General features: G+C 68.8%; 13 protein-coding genes. 7 read left to right on the top strand and 6 right to left on the bottom strand.

Features of this window, described 5'->3' with window-relative positions; translation table 11 throughout:
• Positions 1 to 51: 51 nt before the first annotated feature.
• The 4 genes from J2852_RS19365 to J2852_RS19350 all read right to left on the bottom strand — a co-directional run bounded on the left by J2852_RS19365 (position 52) and on the right by J2852_RS19350 (position 3653).
• On the bottom strand, positions 52 to 510 hold the full coding sequence (locus J2852_RS19365) for a MaoC family dehydratase (RefSeq protein ID WP_209878541.1): 459 nt from the start codon (positions 508 to 510) through the stop codon (positions 52 to 54).
• 26 nt (positions 511 to 536) lie between these two features.
• Positions 537 to 1694 carry an NAD(P)/FAD-dependent oxidoreductase gene (locus J2852_RS19360; protein WP_209878539.1) on the bottom strand — a complete coding sequence of 386 codons (1158 nt, stop codon included), beginning with the start codon at positions 1692 to 1694 and terminating at the stop codon, positions 537 to 539.
• A 16-nt stretch (positions 1695 to 1710) separates the two neighbouring features.
• The gene (locus tag J2852_RS19355) at positions 1711 to 2967 is read right to left on the bottom strand and encodes an NAD(P)-binding domain-containing protein (RefSeq protein ID WP_209878537.1); all 1257 of its coding nucleotides are present in this window, start codon (positions 2965 to 2967) and stop codon (positions 1711 to 1713) included.
• A gap of 74 nt (positions 2968 to 3041) precedes the next feature.
• Positions 3042 to 3653, bottom strand: a complete 612-nt coding sequence (locus J2852_RS19350) for an OsmC family protein (protein ID WP_246499841.1) — start codon at positions 3651 to 3653, stop codon at positions 3042 to 3044.
• A gap of 172 nt (positions 3654 to 3825) precedes the next feature.
• Between J2852_RS19350 and J2852_RS19345 the strand changes: the two genes are divergently transcribed.
• Positions 3826 to 5370 carry a bifunctional AfsR/SARP family transcriptional regulator/alpha/beta hydrolase gene (locus tag J2852_RS19345; RefSeq protein ID WP_209878535.1) on the top strand — a complete coding sequence of 515 codons (1545 nt, stop codon included), beginning with the start codon at positions 3826 to 3828 and terminating at the stop codon, positions 5368 to 5370.
• On the opposite strand, the gene J2852_RS19340 is transcribed toward J2852_RS19345, so the two are convergent.
• Positions 5354 to 5740: a YjiS-like domain-containing protein gene (locus tag J2852_RS19340; RefSeq protein ID WP_209878533.1), complete on the bottom strand. Its 387-nt coding sequence runs from the start codon at positions 5738 to 5740 to the stop codon at positions 5354 to 5356. The two genes, J2852_RS19345 and J2852_RS19340, sit on opposite strands and share 17 nt — an antisense overlap.
• 198 nt (positions 5741 to 5938) lie before the next feature.
• On the opposite strand from J2852_RS19340, the gene J2852_RS19335 reads away from it, so the two are divergent.
• The 6 genes from J2852_RS19335 (at position 5939) to J2852_RS19310 (ending at position 13365) form a co-directional block, all read left to right on the top strand.
• Positions 5939 to 8998 carry an ATP-binding protein gene (locus tag J2852_RS19335; RefSeq protein ID WP_209878531.1) on the top strand — a complete coding sequence of 1020 codons (3060 nt, stop codon included), beginning with the start codon at positions 5939 to 5941 and terminating at the stop codon, positions 8996 to 8998.
• Between the two features lie 19 nt (positions 8999 to 9017).
• Complete coding sequence (locus J2852_RS19330; RefSeq protein WP_209878529.1) at positions 9018 to 9596, top strand: nickel-binding protein; 579 nt, start codon at positions 9018 to 9020, stop codon at positions 9594 to 9596.
• A 263-nt stretch (positions 9597 to 9859) separates the two neighbouring features.
• Positions 9860 to 10639: an ABC transporter permease gene (locus J2852_RS19325; protein WP_209878527.1), complete on the top strand. Its 780-nt coding sequence runs from the start codon at positions 9860 to 9862 to the stop codon at positions 10637 to 10639.
• Positions 10636 to 11445, top strand: coding sequence for an ABC transporter ATP-binding protein (locus J2852_RS19320; protein WP_209878525.1), 810 nt, complete (start codon positions 10636 to 10638; stop codon positions 11443 to 11445). Before J2852_RS19325 ends, J2852_RS19320 begins: the two co-directional genes overlap by 4 nt.
• A 37-nt stretch (positions 11446 to 11482) precedes the next feature.
• Entirely contained in the window at positions 11483 to 12499 is a 1017-nt protein-coding gene (locus J2852_RS19315; RefSeq protein WP_209878523.1) for an ABC transporter substrate-binding protein, read from the top strand.
• Between the two features lie 17 nt (positions 12500 to 12516).
• Positions 12517 to 13365 (top strand): TauD/TfdA dioxygenase family protein, encoded by an 849-nt coding sequence (locus J2852_RS19310; RefSeq protein WP_209878521.1) that lies wholly within the window; start codon positions 12517 to 12519, stop codon positions 13363 to 13365.
• Here the strand turns inward: J2852_RS19310 and J2852_RS19305 are convergent.
• The gene (locus J2852_RS19305; protein WP_209878518.1) at positions 13359 to 15455 is read right to left on the bottom strand and encodes a molybdopterin-containing oxidoreductase family protein; all 2097 of its coding nucleotides are present in this window, start codon (positions 15453 to 15455) and stop codon (positions 13359 to 13361) included. The genes J2852_RS19310 and J2852_RS19305 overlap by 7 nt on opposite strands.
• Positions 15456 to 15569 lie beyond the last annotated feature (114 nt).

Below are 15569 nucleotides of genomic sequence, written 5' to 3'. Positions count from 1 at the left end.
CCTTCACCCTTGGCCATTCCGGCCCGGCCGCGCTCTGCGGCCGGGCCTTTTTTATCCACGCAGCGGGACGGTGTAGGTGGTCGCTTGCCCCGTCAGGCAAAGCTCCCCGGCGCCGTTCCGCACCGTGGTCGTGATGGTGCAGATCGGCTTGTCGTCGCGAACGGACGTGACTTCCACGCGCCCGACGATCTCCTCGCCGACCATCACCGCCTTGACGAAGCGCCACTCGACGCCGAGGAAGACGGTTCCGGGGCCAGGCAAATCCTCGGCGACGAGGGCGTTCAGCAGGCCGGAGGTAACGCCGCCCTGCACGATCAGCCCGCCGAAGGGCGACCGGCCGGCAAGCTCCGCGTCGTAATGCAGCGGGTTCCGGTCTCCGGTCATTTCGGAGAACATTTCCACGTCCGTCATGCTCGTGCGGCGACGACGCTCGGCGGACGCGCCGACGGCGGGCTTTCCCTTGATGGTCGCCAGCCAGGGGGAGGCGGTGTCCAGCGTGGTTTCGGTCATGATCGTCACTCCCGTTGATGGTGCGGTCAGCAGGCCCCAGCGGTCACCGTGCGTTCGGCCATCCAATCGACCTCGCGTTTCATCGCCTTGTTGAGCGCCTGATGGAGGCTCTTGAGCATGTCGAGGTCCCAGTCGCAGGAGGCGATGGCGTCCGTCACGCGGAAGAGCGGCAGCGACAGTTCGTCCCGCACCTCTGCGTATTCCCGGAAGGCGGCGGGCGTTCCGCGCGCGGCGGCCTCGGCCAGCAGTTCAGCGTCGCGCAGCGCGTCGGTGATCCCGTGGGCGGTCAGCGGATCCTTGAAGTAGCCGGCATCGCCGACCAGCGCCCATCCCGGTCCCCAGGGCTGGCGCAGGAAGCCCTTGCGGCCAGCGAAGGCCCAGACACGGCCCTCCAGCCGCGCGCCGGCCAGCATCGACGCCAACTCCGGCCAGGACTCGGCGACGATGTGCCGATAGAGCGCGGTGAGGTCGTTACGATCCCCCCGTCGGAACCGCTCCGGCGGAATGGAGGCGAACAGGCAGTGCTGCCCGGCGTTGGTCGGGATCGTGCCCGCCCCGGCACCCTCCCGGTAATGCCAGCGGTAGCCGTCCGCGTCGATGCCGGACCAATAGCCGTACAGGGCGGCGGTGGCGTGTTGGGAGGTGCGCAGCGTGGGCGCGCGCGCCAGCCGCGCGACGGTCGAGCCGATGCCGTCGGCACCGACCACCAACTCAGCCGCGATCTCCACGCGGCATCCTTCCGGGTCGACGACGACGGCGCCAGCCACCCGCCCGTCCGGCCGGCGGATCAGGTCGGCGAGCGTCCAGCTGTGGCGGACCTCGGCCCCGGCCTCCTGCGCGGCGTCCACCAGCACGCTGTCCAGTACCGTCCGGCGGGGGGCATAGAGCGCGTCCACCCCGTGGCTCGGCTTGATGGGAACATCGACCACCTCGTCGCCATAGTGGAAGGTGGTGCTGCGCACGGCCGGCGTGCCCATCTCGACGATGCGCGGCAGGAGGCCCCAGCGATGCAGTTGGAAAACGCCGCCGCGCATCAGCGCGTGGGTGGACAGCGTGTCGGTGCCGTAGCCGCCCCGGTCGATCGCCAGAACCTTCAGCCCGCGCCGCGCCATCAGCATCGCAGTCGCGGCTCCGGCGCAGCGTGCACCGACGACCAGCACGTCGAACGATTCATGTGAACGCATCCCCGTTTCCTCCCGATCAGGCCGCGACGTAGCTGTGTTTCGCCAAGCCGTGTTTCGCCAAGCCGTGTTTCGCCAGATGGCCCAGGATGTCCTCGGCCAGTTCCTCGGCGTCGGCGCCGACGCCGTCGATGAAGTTCGATTTCCTCCGGCGCAGGAAGCGCAGGCCCAGCACGTAGAGGCCGGGCGACGGCGTGACCCCGCCGTGGTGGATGACCTCGCCCGCCGCGTCGAGCACCGGGACCTTCAGCCAGCCGTAATCGCGCCGGAATCCCGTCGCCCAGACCACCGACCGGATGCCCTCCGCCCGCAGATCGAGCGCGCTGGGGGACGGGGGCAGGGCGATGGGGCGCACTCCCTCCGTCTTGGACGGGCCGGCGAAGGCGTCGATGCGGGCCAGCAGGCGGTCCATGGTCGCCTGGGCGGCGGCCGTCGTCTCGGCAAGGTCATCGCACAGCGTTATTCGACCGCCGTCCACGCCCGCCGTACGCCCGACAACGCGCACGCCCTGGTCGTGCAGCGCCGCCAGATCGATGGTCCGCCGGTCCGGATGGCCGACCAGTTGAAGCGAAGGCTGCGCCCGCGCCCGGCCGAGGTCGCGCGCCCGGTCCGCGCGTTCGTCCAGCACGCCGATCCGGTCCATCCACCACATGATGTCGCGCCCCCGATGCAGGCGGGGCAGGCGGGTGTGCCGACCGACCGACAGGGTCACCGGACGGCCGGAACGATGCAGTTCCTCCGCCAGCTGGACGCCGGTCGCCGACGCGCCGACCACCAGCACGCCGCCGTCCGGCAGCGAGTCCGGGTTGCGGTAGCGGGACGGCGTGATCTGGTGAATGTCCGCCGGCAGATCCCGCGCCATGGCCGGCACCATGGGAACGTCGCAATGGCCGGTGGCAACCACCACGGCTCGCGCCCTGCGGACACCCTGGTCTGTCTCGACCCGGTAGCCGTCCCCGGCACGCTCCACGGCGTGGACCGTGACGCCGGTCTCGACCGGGGCGGAGCCGGCGCGGGCATAACCTTCCAGAAAGCGGACCACCTCCGGCATGGTCATGTAGCCGTCGGGATCCGGTCCCCGGTATTGCCAGCCGGGCAGCCGGCTCATCCAGTTGGGCGTCAGCAGCCGCAGGGAATCCCAACGTTCGCTGCGCCACCGCTCGCCCACACGGCCCCGGTCGAGCACCGCATGGTCAATTCCACGCCGGCTCAGGCAATGGCTCATGGCGAGGCCGGCTTGGCCGGCGCCGATGACGATGGCGTCGGTGTGCTGCATGGGGAAAATCCTCCGGGGATTGCCCTTGCCGACGGCGCCTGGAAGAAGGACGCCGCCGGGAAAGGGTTCGTCGCTCAGTCGTTCATCGCGATGGCGACGGGCACGCCGTTGGTCAGGATGTCGTAGACGGCGGAGCGGGCGCGGGACTGTTCGACGATTTCGCGCAGTTTGGCCTCAGGCGCGTCGCCCTTGACGCGGAAGCTGATGCGGATCGACTGGAAGCCGTTGCGAACCGTGTTGGACAGGCCGAGGATGCCGCGAAGGTCGATGTCGCCCTCCACGGTGGATTCGACCTCGTCCAGCGTCACGCCACGCGCGGCGGCGATGTTGGCGATGCCCGCCGTCAGGCAGCTTGCCAGCGCGTGCAGCACGTATTCGACCGGCGTCGGGCCGTTGTCCCCGCCGCACAGGACCGCCGGATGGTCGGCGTCCGCCTTGAAGGGGGCGGAGTGGGTGTGATCACCGCCAGCCCCCGAGAAGCCGTGCATGGTGCTGCGGCTGTGGGTTCCGCTGACCCAACGGCTCTGCGCGCGGAACTGGAACTTGGCAAGCTCCGGCTGCCCGGCGACGACGCCGATGGTGGCGAACAGCTTTGGCGTGTCCACGCCATTCAGAGGCATCGGGGGATTTTTCTTGGTGGCGGTGTCTTTCGTCATCGTGGCGGTCATGGTGGCGGTCGTGGACATGGCGTCGTCTCCTTCGTAAAGCTTTCTGGTGTTTGGCTTTTTTGGCCGAAGCGTTGTGCTTCGCCGTCACGAATGCTTGTGTACCCAGCATTCGTGTGTGCGAGCGTTTGAAGGGGAGTGGTATGTTCGGGCCCGCACCGTTGTAACGAGGCGTCGGAGAACGGAGGGCACCATGAACCAACGCCTTGAGGTCGGCGTCCTGGGCCCGTTGCGCGTTGTCCGGGAAGGTCAGGCCGTTTCGCTGCCGCCGTCGCGCAAGACCCGCGCTTTGCTGGCCTACCTCGCCGTCCAGGGTCGTCCGCAACGCCGCGAGCGTCTGTGCGAGATGTTCTGGGAAGTGCCGGACGACCCGCGCGGCTCACTGCGCTGGAGCCTGTCCAAGATCCGGCAGGTGCTGAAGCATGGCGACGCCGACCCCATCGAGGCGCGCCGGGACACCGTCCTGCTTCGCACCGACGACATAGAACTCGATTGTCGAAAGCTGTCCGGCCTCAACGCGGACGCCCTGGCGAATGTGGATACCGGTGCGTTGGAACGTGCCGCCGCCGCCTTCCGTGGCGCCTTTCTGGAGGATCTCTACCTGCCGCGCTGTCCCGATTTCGAGGCGTGGCGCGTGGCCCACGCCGACCGTCTGGAGATTTTGCGCATGAAGATCCTGCGGGTGCTGGTCCAACGCCTGCGTGACGAACCGGAACGGGCGCTGCCCTACGCCCACACGTTGCGGGAACTCGGCCCCGACGATTCCACCCTGACCCGCGCGGCGGAGGAGTTGGCCTCGGCAGCACGCGCCAGCGTCGTGGCGTCAGCGCCGGCCCACTCGGCACCAGCGCCGGAGGCACCGGTTCGGACGCAGGAAATCCGCTTCTGCCGGGCACGGGACGGGGCGCGCATCGCCTACGCCGTGTCCGGCCGGGGACCTCCCATCGTCCGGGCGGCGCACTGGATGTCCCACCTGGAGTTTGATTGGGAAAGCCCGGTCTGGCGGCATTGGATCGACGGTCTTTCCCAGCGCAACACGCTGATCCGCTATGACGAGCGCTGTTGCGGCCTGTCCGACTGGGCGGCCGAGGACGTGTCGTTCGAAGCGATGATCGACGATCTGGAAAAGGTGGTGGATGCGGCCGGTCTCGACCGCTTCGTCCTGCTCGGACTTTCGCAAAGCTGCGCCGTGTCCGTGGCCTACGCCGTGCGGCATCCGGAGCGCATCACCCATCTGGTTCTGTACGGCGGCTACGTGCGGGGCTGGCGCAAACGCGGAAACCCCCGCGAGATCGCCACGCGCGAGGCGCTGAGCGTCCTGATGCGGGAGGGGTGGGGGCGTGACCATCCGATATTCCGCGAGCTTTTCACCACGACTTTCATCCCCGGCGCCAGCCGGGAACAGATGGACTGGTTCAACGAACTGCAACTGCGGACCATCTCGCCCGCGAACGCCTATCGCCTCCAGCACGCCTTTGCCGACATCGACGTGTCGGACCTGCTGCCCCAGGTAAGGGTGCCGACGCTGGTCATTCACGCGCGCCAGGACAAGGTCGCCCCGGTGACCGAGGGAGTGGCTTTCGCGGCCGGCATCGGCGGTGCGCGGTACGTGGAACTGGACAGCGCGAACCACGTCCTCCTCCAGGGCGAGCAGGCCTTCGCCCGCTTCCTGGAGGAGTTGCGGGGCTTCATCGCCACGCCGCCGGTGCCGGCCGCGTCCGCTACCCGGTCGCGGTGACCGGCGTCCGGTCGTCGCCGCAGCGAACGGCGTCCGTGATCCCGCTGCGGTGGATGCCCATGTCCTTCAGTTGGTGGTCGTCCAGTGCCATCAGCGCGCGCATGGCCTTGCGGTGCTCGTACCACGTCCGCAGCCACGCCATGGCGGCCTTAAGGGCTGGTGTGGACGGAGCATCGGGCGTGTAAAGGCCGGCGGCGATGGCTTGGGCTTCGCCACGGGACAGGCCGATGTCGCGCAGCTGATAGTCGGTCATGCACGCGAGTTCCGCGCGTTCAGCGCGCCGCCGCCGCATTGCCGCGACCATGGCTTGGCCCAGCGTCCAATAGGAAAAGGTGAATTTGACAGTGGCGATCGTCCTTGCGGTGTTCATGGCTGGTTTCCTCTGGTTTGGCTTTCCGGGGATCATGCCGGACCAGAGTTGGAACGCCCGTGTGAAGCACCGTCGAATGTGCGTTGAAGCGCGGATGAGGCGAACGGGGTATGCCCCATCGAATGCTCTGTTGAAGTGCGAATGATTAGCCTGAATGATCGGGCCCGGAGCTGATCCCGACGATGAGCGGAGGCGGCCATGCTGGCCATCCGTCTCTTGGGTGAGATCGACGTGCTGCGTGAAGGCGAACGCCTTTCCCTTCCGCCGTCCAAGAAGACACGCGCGTTGCTTGCCTATCTCGCGCTGACCGGTCGGCCGCACCGGCGGGAGCGGCTGTGCTCCCTGCTGTGGGAAATCCCCGACGATCCGCGCGGTGCCCTGCGCTGGAGCCTCAGCAAGCTCCGCACCCTGGTCGATGAGCCCGACCGGCCGCGCATCCGCGCCGACCGGGAGCTGGTCGGTTTCGATGCGGCGGGTGCCGACATCGACATCCTGTCCGTGCGCCGCGCGCTGGCCGGCGGTGTGGAGTTGCTGGACACCGACCGGCTTCGCTCCTTGGCGGGGGCCTTCCGTGGCGAACTGCTGGAAGGCCAGGACCTGCCGGATCTGCACGATTACCAAGCCTGGTGCGTGGCTGAGCGCGAGGACGCCCGCCGCCTCCAGGCGCAGATTCTTGCGGCCTTGGTCGAGCGGCTGAACGGCCAGCCGGAGGACGCCCTGCCGTTCGCCCGCACGCTGGTGCGCGAGCATCCCTACGACGAAGCCGCCAGGATCAGTCTGCTCCGCCTGCTCGGCGCCGCCGACCGTCGCGGCGAGGCCGAGCAGCAGTACGAGGCCGGCCAGCGCATCCTGCGCGAGGCTGGCCTCGGCAGCGCCGCCCTGACCGCCGCGTGGCGCGCCCTGAAGGGTGGTTCCCCGCAGAAGTCGGCCCCCCAGCCGGACTTGCCGAGGGAACCTCCCGTGGCCCCGTGCGCACCGGCCCCATGCGCGCCCGCCAATGGCGCCGGCCTGATTGGGCGGCGGTCGGAGATGCGTCGCCTGCTCGCCGCGCTCGGCGAGGTGGAGGGCGTTGGCGGCGCGCGGGTGATCCTGCTGAAAGGAGAACCGGGGCTGGGGAAGAGCGCGCTGACTCTCACGCTGGCCCGCACGGCCGCCTCCCGGACCGGCGCCGTTCTGCTTGGGCACGCCTATGAGGTCGAACGGGACCAACCCTTCGGCCCCTGGATCGAGGCGCTCGACGGATTGCCGGCCGTGGAAGCCGCCGTTGGAGGCAGCGTGCCGGATCTGGGCCGCCACACCGACGTGGTGGTGGCGCGCGAGCGGCTGTTCGCGGCGGTGGTCGAAACGGTTGCGGAGCGCGCACGGCGGCGCCCGCCCTTGCTGCTGGTGCTGGAGGACATCCACTGGCTCGACGAGGCATCGGCGGCGCTGCTGCATCATGTCGTCCGCGCGCTCCGCCGGGCGCCGGTCATGGTGGTGCTGACCGCCCGCGAGGGCGAACTGCCCGACAACCCGCCCGTGCTCGGCGTGCTGCGCAGCCTCCGTCATGACCGGCTGCTGACCGAGGTCGCGCTCGGACCGATGCCGCAGGAGGAGATCGCCGCGCTCGCCCGCTCCGTCGCGTCGGACATCGATGCGCAGCGGGTCGTCATCGAGAGCGGCGGCAACCCGCTGCTGGCGCAGGAGATGGCCCGCGCGCTGGCCGAAGGCGCCGACGGCGTGCCGCGCACCTTGCGGGGTCTCGTCCGCGACCGCATCGAACGCCTGCCGGAACCCGCGGCGGACGTGCTGCGCTGGGCGGCCATTCTCGGACCGGGCGTTTCCATCGACCGGCTCGGCAAACTGATCGCGATGGACCTGACCGGCTTCATGGCGGCCCTGGACACGCTGGAACGCCACGCGCTGCTTCAGGAGGCCGAGGACGGCGGGGAGACGGGCGGCTACGCCTTCCGCCACGACCTCATCCATCGCGCCGTTTACACGGGCCTGTCCGAGCCCCGGCGGCGCCTGATGCACCTGAAGATCGCCCGCATGCTCCAAGAGACGGAGCCCACCGACGACGCCGTTGCGGCCGAGATCGCCCATCACGCGGCACTTGGCGGTGACGGGGCGCTCGCCGCGCAGGCCTGTCTTACCGCCGGGCGGCACTGCCTGCGCCTTCTCGCGGGGGCCGAGGCGGAGGTGTTCGCCCGTCGCGGCATGCGCCACGCCGAACGGCTGCGCGAACCGGAGCGGACACGCTTCATGCTCGAACTCCAGTACATCCAGCTGATGGCGAGCCGGCCGCTGGCCCCGGCGGAGACCGTGCGGCAGATCGAGGAGCTGTCCGAACGCGCGCTCGACCACGGCTGCCTGCATCACGCCCGCCTCGGTTTCCACATGCTGAGCCACCTTCGCTGGGAGGGGGGCCTGTGGTCGCAGGCCGAGCGCGACACATTGCGCGCGGAACTGGTCAGCCGCTCGGCCGACGAGAAGGTACGGGTCGTCGCGCTGGCCGAGGCGGCGCGCTGCCTGACCCTGCTGGAACGCGACCTGGGGCAGGCCGAGGCCTTCGCGCTGGAGGCCCGCGCGCTGGCCCAGCGGCAGGGCATAGAGCCGAACGCCATCGCCGACGCACTCGGCATGCTGCGTCTGCACCAGGGGGCGACGCACGAGGCCGCCACCCTGTTCGCCCAAGCCCGCGCGGCGGCGCGACGCGATGGCGAGCGGGCCGCCGAGTTCATGGCGCTGGAGCACATGGTCGCCATGGAAATCCGCGAGGGCAGCATCGACCGGGCGGAGGCATTGTGCGCCGAACTGATCGACCTTGCCGACCGGCTGCGCCACGACGGCAGCGAGGCTCCCTACGCCCGCGCGCTCAGCGCCCTGTGCCGCCGCGCCCGTGGCGATGCGGGGGCTGACGGCGACCTGAACGCGGCGCTGGACGCGCTCACGGTGGCCGACGCCAAGCACCGGCTGGCCTGCACCCTGATTTTCGCCGCCGATCTGGACCGGCGCGCCGGCCAGCATGTCCGCGCCCGCGACCGCGCGCAGGAGGCGTTGCGGCTGGCGGTGCTGCTCGACCTGCCGAGCGAGATGGCCTGCGCCCACGCCGCGCTCGCGCGCATCGCCGAGGCCGTGGGGGATGAGACCGCAAGGCGGGAGCATAGCGAGGCACTGCGCCGGCTGATGGCGCGCAACCTGTCGCACCACGCGCGGAGCGAGGCCGAAACGCTGGCCCCGCACGCATCGGACATCAACGCGGACGTCACAGGCTGAACACGGGGAGGGGGGCGGTATGGCGATCGTAATCTTCGAGCGGACGTTCCAAAGCCCGGTCAGCGGCGAGCAGATCCTGAACATCGACCGGCGGAATCGCTGGTGCCTTCAGGCGCATGGGATCGGGGCGAAGCGTCACCTTCTTTCCAGGGACGGGCTGCGCATCTGCTGCGTGTTCGACGCGCCGGACGCGGAGTCCGTGCGCACCGCGGCCCAGAAGATCGACGCACCGCCGGCCGATCGGGTCTGGTCGGCGACGGCGCACGGACCACGCGCCGACGCGCAAGTCCTGTCCAGCCGCTCCGAAGGTTCGGAGCGCACGCTTGTCTTGGTTGAGCGTTCCTTCCAGGAACCCGTTCGGCTCGATGACGTGCAGTCCGTTGAGGATCGCGGCGCATGGTGCCTCAGCCTGAACCGGGTTGAGTTCCTGGTGAGTTGGCTGGCGCTCGACCGGCGGCGGATGATCTGCCTCTACGAAGCGCCCGATGCGGAATCGGTCAGCCGCACGAACACCCGCCTGAATCTGCCGTTCGACCGGATATGGAGTGCTGATCTTTACGTCTGCGACGACGCCACCGAGATGCCGCCGGCTGTGTGAGCACCCTCCATCCGGTGGTCAGCGTTGCTGCGGCGCACCCCGTGCCGCAAGACCCCATTTTGGTCATGATCGTTCCCTTTCCAAAGCGCAACCTGCCTCGTGCTCAAATTTAACACTGAAAAAATGAATTATTTTTCTTAAAACGACAATGTATATAGGTTTATAGAGTTATCCACGTGTGACGCATTTGGACGGTGATTCCCATGTCCACGGCTCCCCCCATTGACGGTGAAGCCCCTTTGAGACTGCGCCGCTCTCAACCCATGTCTCCGTACGCCAAGGCCCGACTGGCCAACTGGGGCCTGCGTCTTCTGCCCTGGCTGACGATCGTCGCCGTCTGGTACGCGATCCGCGGCTTCGGGCTGGTCAGCCCCGGCCTGCTACCGCTGCCGCAAGACATCGCCGCGACGGCCTGGGCGCGCCTGCTGGATGGTGAATTGCCGCGCCACATCCTGGCCTCCACGGGCCGCGTGCTGGCCGGGGTCGCCATCGGCACCGCGATCGCCATTCCCGTGGGCTTCGCGCTCGGCCGCTATGCGACCGCGCGGCTGACGCTCGATCCGCTGATCAACTTCTTCCGCGCTCTGCCGCCCATCGCGCTGGTGCCGCTGGTCATCGTCTATCTGGGCATCGGGGAGGCGGCGAAGGTCTTCGTCCTGTCCTTCTCGGCCTTCTTCGCCGCCGTGATCGTGCTGTACGAGGGCATCGCGCAGATGCCGCCGATCTACGGCCACGTCGCCCGCACGCTGGGCGCTAACCAGAGCGAGATCTTCCGCAAGCTGGTCCTGCCCTACGCCCTGCCGCACATCCTGACCGCGTTGCGCGTGGCGCTGGGCGTCACCTGGGCGACGCTGGTCGCGGCGGAGCTGGTGGCCGCGCAGGCGGGCTTGGGCGCCATGATTCAGATGGCCGCCTCCTTCTTCCAGCTGGACGTGATCTATGTCGGCATCATCATGATCGGGCTGACCGCTCTGTCGATGGACCACGCCCTGCGCCGCCTGTCCCGGCGGCTGCTCTCCTGGCAGGAGCGGGTGCCGTCATGACCGTGCCCTCCAGCCTCGTCTTCGACGGCGTTTCGGTCGCCTACGACACGCCGGACGGGCCGATTACGGCCCTCGGCAACGTGTCCCTGACCATCAACAAGGGGGAATTCGTCGCGGTGGTCGGCCCGTCCGGCTGCGGCAAGACCACCTTGCTGAAGCTGGCCGCCGGGCTGCTCCAGCCCACCACGGGGCGTGTCACGCTGGACGGACAGCCCATCGGCGCACCCGGCCCGGAACGCGGCGTGATCTTTCAGGAATACGGGATCTTCCCCTGGCTGACGGTGGAACAGAACATCGGCTTCGGCCTGGAGCTGTCCGCCAACCGCGTGTCCGAGGCCGAACGCGCCGAGATTGTCGAACGCTACCTGGACCTGATGGGCCTGCGCGACTTCCGCAAGGCGTTTCCAAAGGCCCTGTCCGGCGGCATGAAGCAGCGCGTGGCGCTGGCCCGCGCCTACGCCGTGCGTCCGCGCGTTTTGTTGATGGACGAGCCCTTCGGCGCGCTCGACGCCCAGACCCGCCTCGCCATGCAGGATCTGCTTCTGCAAGTGCTGGAGCGGGAGGGGACCACCGGCCTGCTGATCACCCACGCGGTGGAGGAGGCGCTGTATCTCGCCTCCCGCGTCGTCGTGATCTCCGCGCGGCCGGGCCGGATCAAGGCGGTCATCGACGTGCCGTTCCCCTTCCCACGCACCCACCATCACCTCGCCAACGAGGAGTTCGCCCGCCTGAAGGGCGAGCTGACCGAGTTGGTCATGGAGGAGTACGCGGCGCAGTCCCGCCTCTCCCTCGCATCGCAAAGCTGATCCCCCTCCCACCGCCCCGAATGGACGGACCCTCACCATGATTCAACGCAGGCATTTCCTGAAATCCGCCGCCGTCACAGTGCTCGCCGCCGGTGGCCTGTCTGTGGCGCCGACCGTGTTCGCCGCACCGGCCGGCCCGACCGCCAAGCTGCGCATCGGCTATCTGCACGGCCTCGCCTCCGACTCCCACCTCTGGGTGGCGGAACGGATCAGCGCCTTCAAGGCGCAGAATCTGGAGGTCGAGACCATTCAGTTCGTCAGCGGGCTGGAGGCCTATCAGGCGCTCGTCGGCGGCAGCCTGGATCTGGTGACCACGGGTGCGGTCATCTCCAACTTCCCGGCGCGCGGGCAGGGCAAGGCCTTTCTGATCAATGCGGTAGAGATCGCCACCGCCCAGATCTGGGTGAATCCGGAGGCCGGCATTAAGTCAGTGACCGACCTGAAGGGCCGCAAGATCGCGACCACGCGCGGCACCACCGCCCATTTCTTCCTGCACCGGGCGTTCGATGCGGCCGGGCTGAACTCCGTCACCGACGCGGACATCGTGCACCAGCCGATGGCGAACGCCGTCACCTCCTTCGTGTCGGGCGCGGTTCCGGCGGTGGCGACCTGGGCGCCGTTCGACACGGTGATCGGCAAGGGGGCCCCGGCCTCAATCAAGCTGATCGATGGCGCTCAGGTGGCCGATTCCTCGATCCTGAACGGCTGGTCGGCGCGCAACGACTTTTACGCCGGCAACAAGGACGTCCTGAAGCGCTTCATCCGCGCCTGGATTGCCGCCAACGACCTGCTGGCGACCAAGCCGGACGAGGCCATCGCCGGCCTGAAGGATAAGTGGCCCGACTTCCCGGTCGAGGAACTGCATCGCCAGTACAAGCTGGCCGCTTGGTACACCGCCGCCGAGTGGGCGGCGCGGATCAAGGACGGCAGCGTTGCCCGGCAGCTCGACCGCGTCACCGATTTCAACGTGCAGGTCGGCGCCTTCAAGGACCCGCTGCACGCCGACCAGTATTTCGACCCCTCCCTTTTCTTGGACGTCGTCGCCGGCGCCTGACCTGAGGAACAAGCATTATGAGCTATTCGCAATTCGACCTGACGCGGATTTCGCCTTTCACCGGTGCGGAGATCGCCGGCGTCGATCTGTCCAAGCCGCTGTCCTCTCCGCTGGTCGAGGAGCTGAACCGCGCCGTCGCGGACTTCGGGCTTCTGGTCTTCCGGGGGCAAAACCTGACGCCGGAACAGCACATCGCGCTGGCCCGCCAGCTGGGGGAGATCAACGTCAACCGCTTCTTCAAGCCGGTGGACGGCTATCCGGAAATCGCCGAGGTCCGCAAGGAGCCGGAGCAGACGATCAACATCGGCGGGCTCTGGCACACCGACCACAGCTACGACCAGCTGCCGGCCAAGGGCTCGCTGCTGTACGCCCGCGAACTGCCCCCGGTCGGCGGCGACACGCTGTTCTCCAGCATGTACGCGGTCTATGATTCCCTGTCCGACGGGCTGAAGGCGACGCTGGAGGGGCTGAAGGCCATCCACTCCAGCCGCCACGTCTTCGGCTACACCAGTAAGGCGGTGACCGACCCCGACCTGAAGGGCCGCCTGCTGAACCCAGACCTCGCCACCCAAGACGCCCTGCACCCGGTGGTCATCACCCACCCGGAAAACGGCCGCAAGGCGCTCTACGTCAACCCGAACTTCACCCTGCGCTTCGACGGTTGGACCGAGGCGGAGTCCAAGCCGCTGTTGGACTATCTCTACGCCCAGGCGGTCCGGCCGGAGTTCATCGCCCGCCTGCAATGGCAACCCGGCACGCTGGCCTATTGGGACAACCGCTCCACTTGGCACTTGGCGCTGAACAACTACGCCGGTCACCGCCGGGTCCTGCACCGCATTACCCTGGACGGCGGGCCGCTTCACTGAGCGGACTTACAAACCCGCACGCGGTTGTCGTGGAACGCGGCGCCTCCGAACGGGGCGACCGCGTCCGCGCCGGTCAGCGTGTTAATGCCGCGGCCGCCGTCGTGGGCCGCGTTCGGCCAGACGGATTCGGCGATCACCACCCCGCGCCGCACGCCGTCGAACCGGCGCGCGTGCAGGAAGACCGAACCGCGCCCGTTCGCCACCTCCACCCGGTCGCCCTCGGCGATGCCCAGCGCCGCCGCGTCGTCCGGGTGGATCAGCAGCGAAGGCCGGCTTTCCCGCGTGCGGGAGGTCGGCGTCTCCGTGAAGCTGGTGTTCAGGAAGTTGCGGGCGGGTGCCGTGACCAGACGGAAGGGATGCTCGTCGTCCGCTTCCTCGATCACCGTCCAATGGTCGGGCAGGCCGGGCATGGCCTCGACCGGGCCGAAGGTCGAGGGAGCGGGGTAGGGCACCTTCGGCCATTCCGGCTTCAGACGGAACTTCCCGTCCGGCCAACCGAAGCCCTTCACGTAATGCGCGGTCTCGAAATCCGGCTGCACGTCGCGGAACCGCGCCGCCTCCAATTCCTCCAGCGTGCCCCAGCCGGAGCGTTGCAGGGTTGCGTCGATCAGTTCCCGCGCGGTCATGTTGAAGCCGGGATGGTCGTCTACACCCAACCGTTTGGCGAGCGCGCCGATGACGAAATGGTTGGGGCGGCACTCGCCGGGCGGATCGATCAGCGCCGGGCCGAGCAGGATGTGCTGGTTGCCGCCCGCCTGATAGAGGTCGTCATGCTCCAGGAACATGGTGGCGGGTAGCACGATGTCGGCCATGCGCACCGTCTCGGTCATGAACTGCTCGTGCACGCAGACGAACAGGTCGTCGCGGGCGAAGCCCCGGCGCACGCGGGTCTGGTCGGGCGCCACGGTGACCGGGTTGGTGTTCTGGATCAGCATGGCGGTTACCGGCGGCCCACCGGCCAGCGCATCCGCATCACCCTCCAGAATCGGGCCGATACGCGATTGGTCCAGCATGCGCACGGTGGGATCGCGCAGATCCAGCCCCTCGATCAGCGTCTTGTCCCAATGAAAGATGGCGCCGTTGGTGTGGAACGCCCCGCCGCCCTCCACCTGCCACGCGCCGGAGACCACCGGGATGCAGGAGGCCGCGTGCATGTTCGCCGCCCCGTTGCGCGAGCGGCTGAATCCGTAACCGAGCCGGAAGAAGGAGCGTTTCGTCCGACCGACCAGCCGGGCGAACTCCTCGATCTCGCTTGCCGGCAGGCCGGTGATCGCCTCCGCCCATTCCGGCGTCCGCTCGGCGAGGTGAGCCTCCAGCGCAGCCGGGTCGTCGCCGTAGCTGGCGAGGTAGGCGCGGTCGGCCAGACCGTCGCGAAACAGCACATGCATCACCGCGCAGGCCAGCGCCCCGTCCGTGCCCGGCCGGATCAGCAGCGGGATATCCGCCTGCTCCATGGTCGGTGTGCGATAGACGTCCACCACGGCGATCTTGGCCCCGCGCTCCTTGCGGGCGCGCACGGCGTGGGTCATCACGTTGACCTGTGTGGAGACCGGGTTGGTGCCCCAGATGATCACGAGGTCCGACTTCGCCATCTCGCGCGGGTCGGCCCCGGCCAGCCGCCCGGCGCCGGCCAGCCAGCCAGCCCAGGCCGGGTTGGTGCAGATGGACGAGAAGAAGCCCGACCAGCGCTTGGCGTGGCGCAGCCGGTTGATGCCGTCGCGCTGCACGAGCCCCATGGTGCCGGCGTACTGGTAGGGCCACACCGTCTCGGTCCCGAACCGCCGCTCCGCCTCCAGGAAGCGCTCGGCCACAATGTCCAGCGCGTCGTCCCAGGAGATCGGCTCGAACTGGCCGGAGCCCTTCGGACCGGTGCGGCGCAACGGCCGGGTCAGCCGGTCCGGATGGTGGACGCGCTCGGCATAGCGGGCGACCTTCGCGCAGATCACGCCGGCCGTGTAGCTGTTGTCCGCCGATCCCCGGATCCGGCCGATACGGGCGCTGCCGACGACCTCCACCTCCAGCGCGCAGGTGGACGGGCAATCGTGCGGGCAGGCCGAGGCGTGAAGGCTGATCGCGGAGCTGTCGGGCATGGTCATTCCGGTCAGGGCGTGTGCGGCGGGTCTGCCATCGTTACCCGAATTCCGCCCGCGACGATACCCCACCGGCCATGATCTCACCGGCCATAACCATACTGGCCAGGGCCG

The organism is Azospirillum soli, from assembly GCF_017876165.1.
In the GTDB taxonomy this organism is placed as follows: domain Bacteria; phylum Pseudomonadota; class Alphaproteobacteria; order Azospirillales; family Azospirillaceae; genus Azospirillum; species Azospirillum soli.
This window is presented reverse-complemented; position numbering and strand designations above follow the sequence as displayed.

Excerpts from the sequence above, each read along its gene's own strand:
- J2852_RS19365 (WP_209878541.1), bottom strand. The coding sequence starts at position 510 with ATGACCGAAACCACGCTGGACACCGCCTCCCCCTGGCTGGCGACCATC.
- J2852_RS19360 (WP_209878539.1), bottom strand. The coding sequence starts at position 1,694 with ATGCGTTCACATGAATCGTTCGACGTGCTGGTCGTCGGTGCACGCTGC.
- J2852_RS19355 (WP_209878537.1), bottom strand. The coding sequence starts at position 2,967 with ATGCAGCACACCGACGCCATCGTCATCGGCGCCGGCCAAGCCGGCCTC.
- J2852_RS19350 (WP_246499841.1), bottom strand. The coding sequence starts at position 3,653 with ATGTCCACGACCGCCACCATGACCGCCACGATGACGAAAGACACCGCC.
- J2852_RS19345 (WP_209878535.1), top strand. The coding sequence starts at position 3,826 with ATGAACCAACGCCTTGAGGTCGGCGTCCTGGGCCCGTTGCGCGTTGTC.
- J2852_RS19340 (WP_209878533.1), bottom strand. The coding sequence starts at position 5,740 with ATGAACACCGCAAGGACGATCGCCACTGTCAAATTCACCTTTTCCTAT.
- J2852_RS19335 (WP_209878531.1), top strand. The coding sequence starts at position 5,939 with ATGCTGGCCATCCGTCTCTTGGGTGAGATCGACGTGCTGCGTGAAGGC.
- J2852_RS19330 (WP_209878529.1), top strand. The coding sequence starts at position 9,018 with ATGGCGATCGTAATCTTCGAGCGGACGTTCCAAAGCCCGGTCAGCGGC.
- J2852_RS19325 (WP_209878527.1), top strand. The coding sequence starts at position 9,860 with ATGTCTCCGTACGCCAAGGCCCGACTGGCCAACTGGGGCCTGCGTCTT.
- J2852_RS19320 (WP_209878525.1), top strand. The coding sequence starts at position 10,636 with ATGACCGTGCCCTCCAGCCTCGTCTTCGACGGCGTTTCGGTCGCCTAC.
- J2852_RS19315 (WP_209878523.1), top strand. The coding sequence starts at position 11,483 with ATGATTCAACGCAGGCATTTCCTGAAATCCGCCGCCGTCACAGTGCTC.
- J2852_RS19310 (WP_209878521.1), top strand. The coding sequence starts at position 12,517 with ATGAGCTATTCGCAATTCGACCTGACGCGGATTTCGCCTTTCACCGGT.
- J2852_RS19305 (WP_209878518.1), bottom strand. The coding sequence starts at position 15,455 with ATGCCCGACAGCTCCGCGATCAGCCTTCACGCCTCGGCCTGCCCGCAC.